The 13,581-nt window shown below is 70.8% G+C and carries 15 protein-coding genes; 7 read left to right on the forward strand and 8 right to left on the reverse strand.

Going from position 1 to position 13,581, the window contains the following annotated elements:
* The first annotated feature begins 107 nt into the window (after nt 1-107).
* Both ABEA43_RS64185 and ABEA43_RS64190 read left to right on the forward strand, forming a co-directional pair.
* Complete coding sequence (locus ABEA43_RS64185) at nt 108-1,880, forward strand: ATP-binding protein (protein ID WP_345579526.1); 1,773 nt, start codon at nt 108-110, stop codon at nt 1,878-1,880.
* Nucleotides 1,793-2,125, forward strand: a complete 333-nt coding sequence (locus ABEA43_RS64190; protein WP_345579529.1) for a hypothetical protein — start codon at nt 1,793-1,795, stop codon at nt 2,123-2,125. Before ABEA43_RS64185 ends, ABEA43_RS64190 begins: the two co-directional genes overlap by 88 nt.
* A 61-nt stretch (nt 2,126-2,186) precedes the next feature.
* On the opposite strand, the gene ABEA43_RS64195 is transcribed toward ABEA43_RS64190, so the two are convergent.
* On the reverse strand, nt 2,187-2,759 hold the full coding sequence (locus ABEA43_RS64195; protein WP_345579532.1) for a calcium-binding protein: 573 nt from the start codon (nt 2,757-2,759) through the stop codon (nt 2,187-2,189).
* Between the two features lie 154 nt (nt 2,760-2,913).
* Nucleotides 2,914-4,074, reverse strand: coding sequence for a serine hydrolase domain-containing protein (locus ABEA43_RS64200; RefSeq protein ID WP_345579534.1), 1,161 nt, complete (start codon nt 4,072-4,074; stop codon nt 2,914-2,916).
* 270 nt (nt 4,075-4,344) lie between these two features.
* Between ABEA43_RS64200 and ABEA43_RS64205 the strand changes: the two genes are divergently transcribed.
* Nucleotides 4,345-5,043 carry a GbsR/MarR family transcriptional regulator gene (locus ABEA43_RS64205; protein ID WP_345579537.1) on the forward strand — a complete coding sequence of 233 codons (699 nt, stop codon included), beginning with the start codon at nt 4,345-4,347 and terminating at the stop codon, nt 5,041-5,043.
* A 78-nt stretch (nt 5,044-5,121) separates the two neighbouring features.
* On the opposite strand, the gene ABEA43_RS64210 is transcribed toward ABEA43_RS64205, so the two are convergent.
* The 3 genes from ABEA43_RS64210 to ABEA43_RS64220 are packed head-to-tail and all read right to left on the reverse strand — an operon-like array spanning nt 5,122 to nt 6,616.
* Nucleotides 5,122-5,580 (reverse strand): class I SAM-dependent methyltransferase, encoded by a 459-nt coding sequence (locus ABEA43_RS64210; protein WP_345579567.1) that lies wholly within the window; start codon nt 5,578-5,580, stop codon nt 5,122-5,124.
* A 9-nt stretch (nt 5,581-5,589) separates the two neighbouring features.
* Nucleotides 5,590-5,778 carry a hypothetical protein gene (locus tag ABEA43_RS64215; RefSeq protein WP_345579540.1) on the reverse strand — a complete coding sequence of 63 codons (189 nt, stop codon included), beginning with the start codon at nt 5,776-5,778 and terminating at the stop codon, nt 5,590-5,592.
* Nucleotides 5,779-5,800: 22 nt separating this feature from the next.
* Nucleotides 5,801-6,616 carry a helix-turn-helix transcriptional regulator gene (locus ABEA43_RS64220; protein WP_345579543.1) on the reverse strand — a complete coding sequence of 272 codons (816 nt, stop codon included), beginning with the start codon at nt 6,614-6,616 and terminating at the stop codon, nt 5,801-5,803.
* On the opposite strand from ABEA43_RS64220, the gene ABEA43_RS64225 reads away from it, so the two are divergent.
* The 3 genes from ABEA43_RS64225 to ABEA43_RS64235 are packed head-to-tail and all read left to right on the forward strand — an operon-like array spanning nt 6,510 to nt 10,377.
* Nucleotides 6,510-7,841: a S8 family peptidase gene (locus ABEA43_RS64225; protein WP_345579546.1), complete on the forward strand. Its 1,332-nt coding sequence runs from the start codon at nt 6,510-6,512 to the stop codon at nt 7,839-7,841. The two genes, ABEA43_RS64220 and ABEA43_RS64225, sit on opposite strands and share 107 nt — an antisense overlap.
* A complete protein-coding gene (locus ABEA43_RS64230) occupies nt 7,790-8,416 on the forward strand; it encodes a glycoside hydrolase family 183 protein (RefSeq protein WP_345579549.1) in 627 nt (208 codons plus the stop codon). The genes ABEA43_RS64225 and ABEA43_RS64230 overlap by 52 nt, the downstream gene beginning before the upstream one ends.
* A gap of 14 nt (nt 8,417-8,430) precedes the next feature.
* The gene (locus ABEA43_RS64235; RefSeq protein WP_345579552.1) at nt 8,431-10,377 is read left to right on the forward strand and encodes an AAA family ATPase; all 1,947 of its coding nucleotides are present in this window, start codon (nt 8,431-8,433) and stop codon (nt 10,375-10,377) included.
* A gap of 756 nt (nt 10,378-11,133) precedes the next feature.
* On the opposite strand, the gene ABEA43_RS64245 is transcribed toward ABEA43_RS64235, so the two are convergent.
* Entirely contained in the window at nt 11,134-11,577 is a 444-nt protein-coding gene (locus ABEA43_RS64245) for a hypothetical protein (protein WP_345579573.1), read from the reverse strand.
* Here ABEA43_RS64245 and ABEA43_RS64250 point away from each other — a divergent pair.
* Nucleotides 11,488-11,913, forward strand: coding sequence for a hypothetical protein (locus ABEA43_RS64250; protein WP_345579570.1), 426 nt, complete (start codon nt 11,488-11,490; stop codon nt 11,911-11,913). The two genes, ABEA43_RS64245 and ABEA43_RS64250, sit on opposite strands and share 90 nt — an antisense overlap.
* Here ABEA43_RS64250 and ABEA43_RS64255 read toward each other — a convergent pair.
* Together ABEA43_RS64255 and ABEA43_RS64260 are read right to left on the reverse strand one after the other, a co-directional pair.
* Complete coding sequence (locus ABEA43_RS64255) at nt 11,828-12,430, reverse strand: TetR/AcrR family transcriptional regulator (RefSeq protein ID WP_345579558.1); 603 nt, start codon at nt 12,428-12,430, stop codon at nt 11,828-11,830. The genes ABEA43_RS64250 and ABEA43_RS64255 overlap by 86 nt on opposite strands.
* Nucleotides 12,431-12,594: 164 nt before the next feature.
* Nucleotides 12,595-13,248 (reverse strand): DUF1707 SHOCT-like domain-containing protein, encoded by a 654-nt coding sequence (locus ABEA43_RS64260; RefSeq protein ID WP_345579561.1) that lies wholly within the window; start codon nt 13,246-13,248, stop codon nt 12,595-12,597.
* Nucleotides 13,249-13,581 lie beyond the last annotated feature (333 nt).

The following is a 13,581-nucleotide window of genomic DNA, read 5'->3' on the forward strand; positions in this document are numbered from 1 at the left end:
CCCGGGTCCGGTCGGCCGAGCTGGTCGTCTCGTCGCATGAAACGTGGCGCGAATCACTTCGGAGCCGCGGAACGCAGTGGTGACAAACAGCCGCAAAGGGCGCTTCGATGGCACCGACCATGGACGACGCCGATGTGACCGCAGACCGGGTGATCTCACCGAGAATCGTGGGCCGGGCCGCGGAGCTGCGGCACCTGCTGTCGGTGGTGACGCGCGTTCCGGCCGTCGTCCTGATCGAGGGCGAGGCGGGGATCGGCAAGACGCGGCTCGTCGGCGAGCTGGCCTCGGAGCCTGAGCTCGGCGATCGCCTGCTGCTCGTCGGCGGATGCGTGCAGATCCGGGAGCCGTTCCCGCTCGATCCCCTCCTGGACGCGCTGCGCGGCACCGGCGATCGCCTGGACAAGCTGCGCCTGTCGCCGGTGACCGGCGCGCTGCATCCGCTGCTGCCCGAGCTGGCTCCCTTCCTCCCGCCCGCGCTCAAGCCGCTCGACGACTCCGCCGGCTGGCGGCATCAGGTGTTCCGCGGGCTGGCGGAGCTGCTCAGGGCGCTCGGCCGGGTGGTGCTCGTGCTCGAGGACCTGCACTGGGCCGACGAGCAGACGGTGGAGTTCCTCGGTTACCTGCTGGCCGATCCTCCCTCTGAGCTCGCTCTCGTGCTCACCTTCCGCGGCGAGGAGGCCGGTCCTGGCCTGAGAGCGCTCATGACGCGGCGTCGTGCCGAGGTGACACGGTCGCACATCGTCCTGCCACTGCTGAACGTGGCCGAGACCAACGAGCTGACCGCCTCGATCCTGGGGACCGAGCAGGTGTCGGAGGAGTTCGCCGCCTATCTGTGCGAGCGGACCTCCGGTCTGCCGTACGCCATCCAGGAGCTGGTCGCGCTGCTGCGCGGCCGCGGGATGTTGATCCAGCGCGGCACCAGGTGGGCGCGTAAGGCGCTCGACGAGCTGGACGTCCCCGCCGGGGTGCGCGACTCCGTGCTGGAGCGCGTGCGCGGGTTGAGCGGGAGCGCCCAGGCGGTGGCGGAGGCCGCGGCCGTGCTGCAGGTGCCCGTACCGGTGTCGGTGCTCGTGGCCACCTGCCACGCGCGGCCGCAGGACGCCCGCGCGGGCCTGGACGAGCTGCTGGAGCGCGGCCTGTTCGCCGAGCGGGCGGGTGCCGCGGGGTTCCGGCACATGCTGGCCGTTCAGGCGGTGTACGAGAGCGTCCCGCTGTCCAGGCGGCAGTCGCTGCACGCGCGCGCGGCCACGGCCGTGTCGTGGCAGCGTCCCGAGCCTCTGGGGCAGATCGCGCACCATCTGCGCCGCACCGGCGACCACGCCGCGTGGGTCGACGCCGCGGAGAAGGCCGCGGACCAGGCGGTGGCCCTGGCCAACGACGCCGAGGCGGAGCGCCTGCTGGAAGCGGTGCTCCGGCACGCGCCCCTCGATCCGGCCAGGGAGGGCCGGCTCGCGGTGCGGCTGGGCTGGGCGGCCGGCCACACGCTCGCCCCCGACGAGGTTCTCGACCTGCTGCGCGGGGCCGCGGCACGGCAGCCGGCCGGTCTGGTACGCGGCGAGCTGAACTTCCTCATCGCCCTGGAGCTCGAAAGATCGGGCGCGCTGGGGGAACGATCCCGCCACCTCGCCGAGGCCGTCCCCGAGCTCGCGGGCAATCCCGCGAACAGACTGGCCGCGACAACACCAGCGTGTGGACGTTCCGGTCCAAGGGGCGTGCGAAGGACACCGTTCCCGCCACGCACGCCTGCACGTCGCTCGCGGGACTGTCCGGCTCGTGCGGCCCCGATCCCCTGGTGTTCGTCGGCTACGACCTCGGCGACACCCAGGCGCTGGACAACAGCGTCCAGGCCGGGCGCCGGCACACGTTCGACATCGACGTGAGCCACGCGCCGTCCGCCGGGAAGCTGCCGGCCATCGCCGGGCTGAAGCTCTCCTACAGCACCGATGACGGCCAGACCTGGCAGAACGCCAAGGTGAAGAAGGGCAGGGACGGCGTGTACACCACCACGCTCACCTACCCGGCGCTGGCCAGGACCAAGGGCGCGGTCAGCCTCAAGGCCGAGGCGTGGGACGACGGCGGCAACAAGGTCGAGCAGAGCACCGCCCGGGCGTTCACGCTGAGGTAGGCGGAGACCGTGACAGCGTGAGGCGTCCCCCGGCAGCACCCTGCCGAGGGACGCCTCCCTGCTACGGGCAGGACGTGACGATCTCGGCGTCGCACTTGTCGACGCCGTCGCCGCCGTTGGCGCTGTCCTGGCCGGCCTCACCGAGCAGGACGTCGTCCCCCGCGAGGCCGGCGAGCCGGTCGTCGCCGTTCCCGCCGCTCACCTGGTCCGTGGCGAGCCCGCCGATGAACTGGTCGTTGCCGTCACCGAGGCTCACGCGCGAGGGCAGCGTGGTCCGGTTCTGCACGACGTCGTCACCGGGCCGCGTGATCGCCACGATGTGCGTGACGCCCTCGGCCTTGCAGACCACCTCGTTCTTGGCGACCGACGCGCACCCGGCGCCGGGGATCAGCAGGTCGCCGTTGTTCCTGACGACCAGCCGGCCGCCCACCTGGCCGATCAGGACGTCGTCCGGCACGTCGTTCGTGATGATCTCCAGCACGCTGCCCGTCACGCTCACGTTGCCCGCGGCGTGCGCCGGCCCCGTGAAGATGGCCAGCGAGGCGGCCAGAGCCGCGCCCGCCGTCAGCGCGCGCACCCCGTGCCGGCGCAGAAGAGCAGACCTCGAACGCCGCTCGGTCCCTGGTGTACTCATGTTTCCCCCTCTGTCGGTGACAAGCCGCCAGGTCGGCGGCCGAGGACGAGTACAACCCGGGAGAGGTGGTGGTCGCCGTGCCGGAACGGACACGTGTTCTGTGGCTTTTTCCCTGTCCCCGGAGCCAGGCGTCGGCCTTGATGTCTTCCGCGGATCAGGACGCGGCCGGGCAGAACTCGGCGGCGAGCGCGTCGGTGAAGACGCTCAGGGGCGCCCAGTCGCCGTTGACCTGGGTGGTGAGGCGGTGTTTCCCGTCGCGGGTGCCCATGGCGTAGCTCCAGGAGCCGTAGGTGGCGCCGGCGTTGCCCCAGACGCTGGTCCCGCAGGGCAGCTCTTGTTCGAAGATGCCCAGGCCGTAGCGGGTGCCGGGGATCCAGTTCGCTCCATCGGTGGAGACGGTGGTGAGCATCTCGCGCAGCTGCGCGGCCGGCAGGACGCGTCCGCCGAACAGGGCGGCGAAGAACCGGTTGAGGTCGGTGGTGGTGGAGATGACGCCGCCGGCGGACCAGGCGAAGGACTGGTTCATCTGGGTGGCGTCGTAGATCGTGGGCTGGGGGTCGCGGGAGAACAGGGTGGAGTAGTGCACCGGGTGCGGGCCGCGGATCGTGGAGGCGGTGCCGGGCAGGGAGGTGCCGGTCAGGCGCAGGGGGCGGATGACGGTCCGGATGAGCTCCTGGTCGAACGTCTTGCCTGTCGCCTTTTCGACGATCATCGCCGCGAGGATGTAGTTGGTGTTGGAGTACGCGAAACGCCGGCCGGGCTCGCCGGTGGGCGGGTGGGCCAGGGCGATCTTCACCAGCTGCTGGGGGGTGTAGGTGTCGTAGCGGTGTTTGAACCACTCGGCGCCGACGCCCGTGGCGAAGAACTCCGCGTCGTCGGAGTAGGCGTAGATGCCGCTGGTCTGGTTGAGCAGTTGCCTGATGGTGATCTTGCCGGGCTTGTAGGCGGTGCCGTCGAACAGGCCGCGAAGGTGTTCGTCCAGGGTGTCATCGAGGCTCAGCTTGCCTTCGGCCGCGAGCTTGAGCACCACGGTGGCGGTGAAGGCCTTGGAGGCGCTGCCGATGCGGAAGCGTTCGTTCTGCCGGCGCTTGCGTCCGGTCTTGGTGTCGGACACGCCCGCCGAGCCGAACCAGGAGCGGCTGCCGTCGCGTACGTCGGCGACCATGCCGGGAGCGAGCTTGGCGGCCACCGCCTTGTCGAGCACCTGCTGCACCTGGGGATGTCCGGGCGCGGAGGATGCGGCGGCGGGCAGCGCCGTGGCGGCCAGGGCCGCGGCGGCGAGCAGTGCCACCTTGACGGACAGCGATCTGATCATGTCGGTTCCTTTGGATGGGTGGGGTTGAGGGCGACGGACTCGCCAGGCGGCCGCGAGCCTGCCCGACGCCGGGCACTTGGCGTTTGCAATAAACGAAAAGCTAGTTTGCGTTTGCAAAACTGTCAATTCCATCATGGCTGCTGAATAGGGATTTTCTCGCAGAATTGCAATGGCGATGACGGCGAATGCAACACAGTGGACTTGCAATGAGGTGGAGGCGAATGCAAGACTGCACCCGTCCGTGCGCGTCTGACCAGGAAGGTGCCGCCCATGCCCGGAGGCAGGCTGACCCATCAAGACCGGCGGCAGATCGCCGAGGGACTGGCCGAAGGGCTCACCCCCACCGAGATCGCCGCTCGCCTGAACCGGCCGCTGTCCACCGTCACGCGGGAGGTGGCCCGCAACGGTGGCCCCGGCGGTTACCGGGCCGACCGGGCGCACCAGGCCACCCAGGATCGCGCCCGCAGACGTCCGCCGGCCCCTGGGGGACGCGACCGTGAAGCCGTCGGCGATCTTGAGGAGCAGTTCACCACTGTCATGATCAACACTGGGTTGTCGCGGATGACCGCCCGCGTCCTCGCCAGCCTTTACCTCACCGACAGCGGCAGCCTCACCGCGGCCGAGCTCGCCCGCAAGCTGCAGGTCAGCCCCGCCTCCATCTCCAAGGCCGTCGGCGAGCTCGAACGGCAGGAGCTGATCCGGCGCGAACGCGACCCCCGCCGGCGGCGCGACCGCTACGTCATCGACGCCGACGCCTGGTTCCGCGGCTGGATGGCCAGCGCCCGCCAGAACACGCTGCTGGCCGCCTTCGCCCGCCAAGGAGCGGCAACGCTTGGAGCCACCTCACCCGCCGGGATCCGGCTACGGGACATCGGCGACTTCTTCGACCAGGTCAGCCACGCCATGCTGCAAGCGGCCGAGCAGTGGCGCCAGGCCCACGCCGCCAAGCAGACACCCGGCCGCACCTGATCGAGGCGCTGTCGCCTGACGAAGGACCGCCGGCCAGGGCCATCGCCCACTACGGCCGCGTTGACCTTCTCTGCCGGCTCAGACCTGGGCGGCGGCGCGGGTCGTAGGCGGTACGCGCGCGTGGATATCGATGCGCCATCCGATCCGCTCGAGCTGTCGTTTGAGGTCCCGCGGCTGGTGCGGGACCTTGACGATCCGGTACGCGGTCCCGTCCAGGAGCCGACGTTGCACGGTCGTGGACTGCTCGCCCTCGATGAGCTCCTCGGCGGTCCGGTAGGCGTCGTCGACGAAGAACGCCCGCCCCTGCGGCTTCAGGCAGGCGGCCACCATCGACCAGAATGACGCGAACCGTTCGGGGGGAACATGGGACAGCCAGAACCCGAAGAAGACGACGTCGTAGCGACGGTCCGGCTGCCAGCGGAACACGTCGGCGGACACGAAGCGCACCCGATCGTCCTCGCCCACCCGCGCCGAGGCAAGGGCGAGCATCTCCGGGGACGCGTCCACGGCGGTGAGGTCTGTGGCGTGCTGGAGCAGCTAAGGGGTCTACTTGCCTGGGCCGCAGGCGAGCTCGAGCACGCTGCCGGCCGGCCGGAACGCATCGAGCGCCGCCGACAGCTCAGCGGCTCCGGGAAAGGGCAGAGCGTGGCGCTCGTATTCCGCGGCGATCGCCCGGTAGTAGACGACCTGTTCGTCGAGGAGCTCTTGCAGGTTCCCGCCGTCAGCCGATTCCATGGATCAAACCCTAACTAACCGGTCACGGCTCGGAAGGCGAGCAGCCGGAGATCAGATCGGCCAGTCCGTGGCGGGAGCGCACGCCCAGCTTGGGGAAGGCCCGGTAGAGGTGGTAGCCCACGGTTCTGGGGCTGAGGAAGAGCCGGTCGGCGATGTCCTTGTTGCTCGCCCCCGTGGCCGCCAGCCGTACCACCTGCCGTTCCTGCGGGGTGAGCAGGGCGAGCGGGTCGCGTTCCGGCTCCGGCGAGGGGGTGGGTGAGCCGCCGACGGCGCGTAGCTCGGCGCGGGCGCGCCCGGCCCACAGGGCGGCGCCCAGCTGCTCGAACGCCTCCAGCGCCGAGCGGAGCTGCACCCGGGCGCCGGTGAGGTGACGGGTGCGCCGCAGCCATTCGCCGTACAGGAGCTGGGTTCGTGCCCGCTCGAAAGGGTGGCGGCCTTGGGGGTGGAGCCGGAGCGCCAGGTCGTAGTGGCGGCCGGCCCGCTCGTCGGGCGCGAGCAGGGCACGGGAGCGCAGCACGACCGGCGCCATCCAGGGCAGGTCTGTCCGCTCCAGCCAGGCCTGCGGCCGGCGGGCGAGCTCCGGACGACCGGCGCGTACGGCGGCCTCGACGTGGTCGGCCGCCCTGAAGACGGAGGGGATGCCCTGGTAGAACCGCACCGGCGCGGCCTCCCATCGGCCCAGCGCCTCCTCGGGCCGGCCGAGTCCCAGCTCCAGCAGGCCGAGCGCCCAGGTGGCCCACCCCGCCGTCGGGGCGATCTCACGGGGGCCGGCGTGGCTCAGTGCCGCGACCGCCAAGGGCGCGAACGGCGCGAGTCGCGCGACGTGGGGAACGAACACGATCGACACCACCAACGACGACTGCAACGGCCACGGCACCCACGTGGCGGGGATCGCTGCGGGTAAGACCGTCGGGCTCGCCAGGTACAAGAAGCTGGTGGCGGTCAAGGTGCTGGCCTGCGACGGCTACGGCTCCACGACCTCGATCATCAAGGGCCTGGAGTGGGCGGTCAAGGACGCCCCCGCTTCAGGTGGCCAGACCGTCAAGACCGTGATCAACATGAGCCTGGGGGGCCCGGTCGACACCGCGGTCGACCAGGCCGTGCAGACGGCCGTGGAGGCCGGGTACACCGTCGTCGTCTCCGCGGGCAACGACGAACAGGACGCCTGCAACTCCTCCCCCGCCCGCGCGCCGGGGTCCTTCACCGTCGCCGCCACGACCCCTGGCGACGGCAAGATGCCCTGGTCCAACTACGGCCCGTGCGTGGACCTCTTCGCCCCCGGCGAGGACATCCTCTCGGCCGACTACCAGAACGACGGCAAGTTCAAGCTGTCGTCGGGCACCTCCATGGCGGCCCCTTTCGTCGCCGCCGCCGCCATCCTGCTCGAGTTCGGCGCGGGCCAGGTGGCGACCCCGGCCGCGGTGCGCGAGGCGCTCATCGCCAACTCCACCAAGAACAAGCTCGACGGCATCAAGACGGGTTCGCCCAACCGCCTTCTCTACGCGGGCCGCAAATCCCGCCCCAGCTGTACGCCTCCTTCCGCGACCGTCACGCAGGCCGGCGCACCCTACGCCCCCCTGAACGAGAAGTGGTACAACCTCGCCCACGAGAACCGGGCCTGGACCGGCGCGGACGGCACGTACTCCATCAGCTCGATCCCCGGCACCGGGCGGCTCTGGATCTTCTCCGACACCTTCCTGGCGCCCGTCAACAGCGACGACACCCGGCCGGAGACCGCTCCGTTCATCAACAACTCGATCGTGCAGGACACTTCGGCCGGGGCGGTCACCCACACGGGCGGCACGGCGCAGTCGCCGAGCTCGATCATGCCCGGGACGCAGACCTACTGGTTCTGGGGCGGCGCCCCGAGTCATTCGAAGAACGGCGGCGATGATCAGTTACAGGTGGTGTACCAGGAGTACACGAGGTTCGGGACGGCCTGTGGGACTGGGGATGGTCCGGGAACGTCGTGGCCACCTTCGACACCGATGACCTGGGTCATCCCATCGACGTGTCGGTGCTGCCCTCGTCCAAGGGCGTGGCCTGGGGCGCGGCCGTCCTGAACCGCAACCGTTCCTACGACGGCTACACCTACATCTACGGGGTCGAGGACGTCCACGAAGGCCCGATCGAGGCGCCGACGGCGGTCTACAAGTACCTGCACGTGGCCCGCGTGCACGGCAGCGACCTGCGTCTGCCGTGGCAGTACCTGGACGTCAACGGCGACTGGATGCCCGAGGAGTCCTTCACCACCCGCCAGTACCTGGTGGGGAGCAACGGCGCGCACGTTCCCGTGAGCAACGAGTTCAGCGTCGACGACAACGGCAGGCTGGTCACCCAGGACAGCTCCGTGGCCTTCAGCGGCGAGATCTACCTCTACAAGGGATGCTCGGTGAGCGGCCCGTTCGGCGGCAAGACGTTCCTGTACAAGACGACCGAGGGCGGCCCCTGGGGTGACTACGGGAACGGGAATCTCTACACCTACAACGCCAAGGCGCACGACTTCGTCCTCGACGACGCGTCGGGCAGCGAGTCGATGATCATCTCCTACAACATGAACAGCCTCGACTGGCACGACGTCTACCGCGACATCCGCTGGTATCAGCCACGTTTCATCAAGGTCGTCCTCAAACGCTAGTTATAGTTCGGCACATGCTGGTCGGACGCGATGACGAGCGGGCTGAGCTCGACCGATTACTCAGTGAGGCCCGCGACGGCGCCGGGCGCTGCCTGGTGCTGCGGGGCGAGGCCGGGATCGGCAAGACCGCGCTGCTGGATCATGCGGCGCGGTCCGCCGGAGGGCTCGCACTCCACCGGCTGACGGGCGTGGAGTCGGAGAGCGAGATGCCGTACGCGGCCGTCGGCCTCCTGCTCCGCGACCGGCCCGGCGCCACGCTGCCGGCCGCCTTGGAGCAGGCGGTGCGCGGCGAGCCCGCCGACCGGCTCCGCGTCGGGCTCGCCGTGCTCGACGTGCTGGCCGCGCAGGGCCCGGTGGCCGTCCTCGTCGACGACGTCCAGTGGCTGGACCAGCCGTCCACCATGGTGCTGCACTTCGTCGCGCGCAGGATACGGAACGGCGCCATGATCTTCGCGGTCGCCGACGGCGTACACCTGCTGGAGGATCTGCCGGAGCGGCGGCTCGGCCGGCTGGACCGGACGGCGGCGGCCGAGCTGCTGAGGCAGGCGCGCGGCCCGTTGCCCGAGCCGGCCGCCGGGCGGCTGCTCGATGAGGCGGAGGGCAACCCGCTGGCGCTGAACGGCCGGGCCACCCGGCTGCACGAAGCCTTCCGCGCGCAGGTGGACGCCCTGCCGGTGAAAACCAGGACGCTCCTGCTCGTGGCCGCGAGCCAGCCGCGGCTGGAGACCGTGCTGCGGGCGGGGCGGAGCCTGGGCCTCACGCTGGAGGACCTGGGTCCCGCCGAGGAGGGCCGCCTGGCCGGCGTCGGCGACGGCGTCGTGACGTTCCGTCACCCGCTGATCAGGAACGCCGTCGCCGCCGCCGCGACGCTGGCCACGCGCGTCGCCGTTCATCACGCCCTCGCCCAGGTCCTGGACGGCGACCTGCGGGCCTGGCACCTGGCGGGGGCAGCCACCGGAACGGACGCAGCCGCGGACGAAGCGGCGGCCCAGGAGCTGGAGACGGCCGCGCTGCGCGCGCGCAGCCCCGCGGCCAGGGCGGACGCCTACGAACGCGCGGCCGAGCTGTCCGGCGGGCGCGCGGACCGGGCGCGCCGCCTCACCGCCGCGGCGCAGGCGTCGATCGACGCGGGACGGCTGGACCGGGCCGGCGACCTCGCCGACCGCGCCGCCCCTCTCACCGGCGAGCCCGCCGTCCAGGCCCGGCTGGCGGGCGTCCGGGCGGCCATCGAGCTGCAGCGGGGCACTCCGCGCGCGGCCCACACGCTGCTGGTCGAGGGCGCCGGTCTCATCGCGGGCGAGGACCCGCACGCGGCGGCGGCGATCCTTCTCGACGCGCTGCTCACCGTCTGGTACACGGGCGACCCGCGGCTGCCGGAGCAGGCGATCGGCCGGCTCGCCGCGCTCTGCCTGCCCGAGGACGATCCGCACCGCCTGTTCGCCGGGCGCATGCGGGAGCCCGGCGCGAACCGGCTTCGCGTCCTGGTGGACGCCGCCCGCGCCGGGCATCTCGGGGAACGTACGGGCACGCTGGTCGTGGCGGCGTTCGGCTTCGAGAGCCCGGGCGTCCCGGGTGGCCCTGGCGGCCCTGGCGGCTCCGGCGGCTCCGGCGGCCCTGGCGGCTCCGGCGGCTCCGGCGGCCCTGGCGGCTTCGACGGCGAGACCGCGGCCGAACTGGCCGCGCAGTCGTTCGTGGCCGGCTGCCGGGCGGACGGGTCCGCCGGCCTGCTCCCGCTCGGCCTGCAACTCCTGGCCACGGCGCGGCTGTATCGCGGCAGGCACGCGGAGGCGGCCGCCTGCGCGGCGGAGGGTCTGCACGCCGCGACGGAGACCGGCCAGCACCACTGGGCCGCCCAGCTGCGCGCGCTCCTCGCCGTACTGGCCGCGCTGGCCGGACGTGAGGAGGAATGCCGGCAACTGAACTCCTGCAGGCTCGTCTTGATGCCCGTGTCGATGATGTAGATCTGGTCGCCGGCGCTGGTCTCGCTCTGGTAGCGGTAGGTGAAGCTCTGGCTGAGCGGCCGGTCCAGCTGGTCGACGCGGTCCAGGCCCCAGTTCTCGGGATCGTCCTGGGTGGTCTCCTTGATGATCTCGTCGTCGGTCGCCTTGAACACCTGGTCCTGCTGGACCGACTCGACCGCGGGATCCTGCGCGAGCAGCTTCGCCTGCTCCTCGCTCATCTGCGCGGAGAAGCCCGGCAGGACACGGTCGAAGACATCCCGTACGGTGCCGCCGAACCGGCCCGCGAGGTCGCCGGCCACCTTCCGGGTGGGCGCCTGCTTGAGGGTGACGACGTAGCCGCCCTTGACGCCCTTGCCGGCGGCGGCCGGCACGAACCCCTTGCGCTTGACGAGCGGGGGCTTGGAGGCCGGGGGCACGGGCTCGGGCTTGGAGGCGGGCGTCGCCTTGGCCGTACCCGCGGGGAACTGGTTGCGGGCGCCGTTGCCGGGCGGCCGCGGCACGGCCGACGCCGCCACGGCGGGGGCGCAGAAGGAGAGGAGCAGGATCAGGACGGAAACCGTGACTTTGACACGGGACAACGGACCTCCCCGAAGATGATCTTTTTCGGGGACTGTAAGTCCAGCGGGATCCCATCGGTATCCGTCGGCTGACTGGGCTCTGACTGACGGCAGTCAGGTACATGACTGGGTCGCCTGCCCTGCCCACTCCCAAGGGTCTACGGCCCGAACACGTCGATCGCCGGGGCTCTGGATCAGCTCAGTGAGTGGCGATGAGCTTCTGCAGCTGCGGGCCGCTCTGCGAAATGAGGTGCGGATAATACCTGATGAGCAACTTCGCCACGAGGTCGTCGACACTCTCCGTGAGGAGGCCGCTGTTCAGGCCGAGCAGCTCTTCGCAGACGCCGAAGAAGGACGTGATCACGTTCTCGTCGCCCTCCTCCACGGCCGGCATGAACACCTCGGCAACGACCTCGAGCACATAGGTGAACATGCTGACGTACATTCCGTCTTGCTCGGCCGCCAGACGGCGCCTGCGCACCTCGGGCAGCACGTCCGCGACCTCGGACGGACCTTCGGCGGGGTCGAGCTCTCCCACGGCCAATGGCAGCGCATCGCCCTCGCCCGCGGCCTCATGCGCGAGAGGCCGTTGCTGCTCGTCCTCGACGAACCCACCGCAGCGCTCGACCCGCAGGCGGAACACGACCTCTCGAGCTGTTCGCCGAGCAGACCCGTGACTCCACGAGGCGGGGGGCGATCACCGTGCTGGTCTCCCACCGCTTCTCGACCGTGCACGTGGCCGGCCACATCGTCGTCCTGTCCCACGGCAGGGTCGCCGAACAGGGCAGCCACGCCCAGCTACTCGCGGCGGACGGCGACTACGCCGACCTCTACCGCACCCAGGCACTCGCCTGCCGGTGATCCAGGCGCCGGGCGCGGACCACGGGGTGCGCTCAGCCGGCCCCGGCGCGGGCCGCCGCCAGCGCCGCCGTGGCCGCCCGGTCCGCGGCGGCCTCGTCCAGGGGCTCCCCCGTGTTGAGCAGGGCGTAGTACAAGGGGGCGGAGACGGCGGCGATCACCCGGTGCGGGTCGGTGCCGGGAGGCAGCTCGCCGCGTTCGACGGCGTCGGTGACGCAGCCGGACCATTCACCGATGCGTACGGCGTAGAAGCGGTGCAGCGCCCGCGCGGCCTGCTCGTCGCAGAGCGAGGCGGCGATCAGCGCCTTGAACAGGCGCCCCTGGCGGGGGTCGGTCAGGGTCTTGACGACCAGGCGGGCGTTGTCGCGCAGGTCCCGGCCGATGTCGCCGTTACGGGAACGCGGCAGCGATCGTTCGGCCATGTCCTGCAGGAGGTCGGCGGCGAGCGCGCTGGGCGTGCCCCAGCGGCGGTAGACGGTGGTCTTGCCGACCCCCGCCGTACGCGCGATCTCACCGAGGTCGAGGCCGTCGAAGCCCTTCTCGGCCAGGGTGTCGCCGGCGGCCTGGAGCACGGCCTCGCGGACCCGGGCGGTACGCCCGCCCGGACGGACGGCACCGGGTTGTGCGGCGGCGGCCATATCGGACTCCTTCTCAGGTACCTTCAGCGCGACATCTGAGTGCTGCCGTCCTCTCATTCTAACGGAACTACACGCCCATTTGCTGCAGCCGGGCCGCGCGGTCACAACCACTTGAGACAACCGGCTCCGCCGATTTACCTGATGCACGAAGAGCGGCGATGGAGTCAATCGCCTGCAGAAACGGACGGGGGCCTGCGCGACAGCCACTCCCCGAACGTCCGGCGCGGCGGCCGCACCACCACACGCCCGTGAACCGCCTGACCGACCAGCTCCACGCGCAAAATGACCGGCGCATCCGGATTCGCCGAAGCCTGACGGTGCTTGACCTTGCTGTGCACCAGCTGCAGACCATCGGTATCGACCACGATGCCCGGCCTCGTGATCAGCGTCAGGGTCTTCCCCGTCATGCCCACGTCGATCCGCAAGGTGTCGTGCGTGATCACCGCGTCAGTGAAGTCAAGCGTCACCTCGCAGTACGTCACCGCGAGCTCCAGCCTCCGCGGCACCACCCAGCGCCCCACACGCTCGACCGCGCCGCTGAAGACCCGTTCGATCCGGACGACGTCCTTGACCTCCGCCACCGTCGCACCGGCCGTAGCCGACACAGGCGGCAGGTCAGCGGTGAGCACGGTCAGTTCGCTCAGAGTCCGCGCCGACAGGGCGGCTTCCAGGCGCTCGTCCAGCTCCTCCGCGGTCAGCAGGCCGTCCCCCGCCGCGATACGCAGCACCTCCACCACCCGGTCCCGGTCCGCATGAGAGGCGCGCAGCTCGGGCGAGGAGCCGGAGCCCTTTCCGGTGGGCGAAATCTCTCCCGACATGCTTCCGTCCTGGTCCTGTCGAACCTCTCCGCGCTGGGCGAGGCGGTGGCGCGAGTAGAAGACTAACGCTATATCGCGACATGAGATCCCGGCTGGGCCCATCACGGAGAGGCGACGACCAGCGTCGATCCGATGGGGCCCGGCGGCGAGCCCGTGATCAGCCCTCTGCCAGTCCCACCAGAGGTCATTGCCGACGAGGTCCCCTAAGAGCCTGCTGACAAAGGCTTAAGTGCTGGTGGGCATGGGGCCGTAGAGAGCCGGTGCGATCTTGTTGATGTAGCCCTGATGGGACCATTGGGACAGTTGAACGCGGAAGCTGTTGACGTTCTCGAT

Origin of the sequence: Nonomuraea rosea, from assembly GCF_039539705.1 — a bacterium.
In the GTDB taxonomy this organism is placed as follows: Bacteria; Actinomycetota; Actinomycetes; order Streptosporangiales; family Streptosporangiaceae; genus Nonomuraea; species Nonomuraea rosea.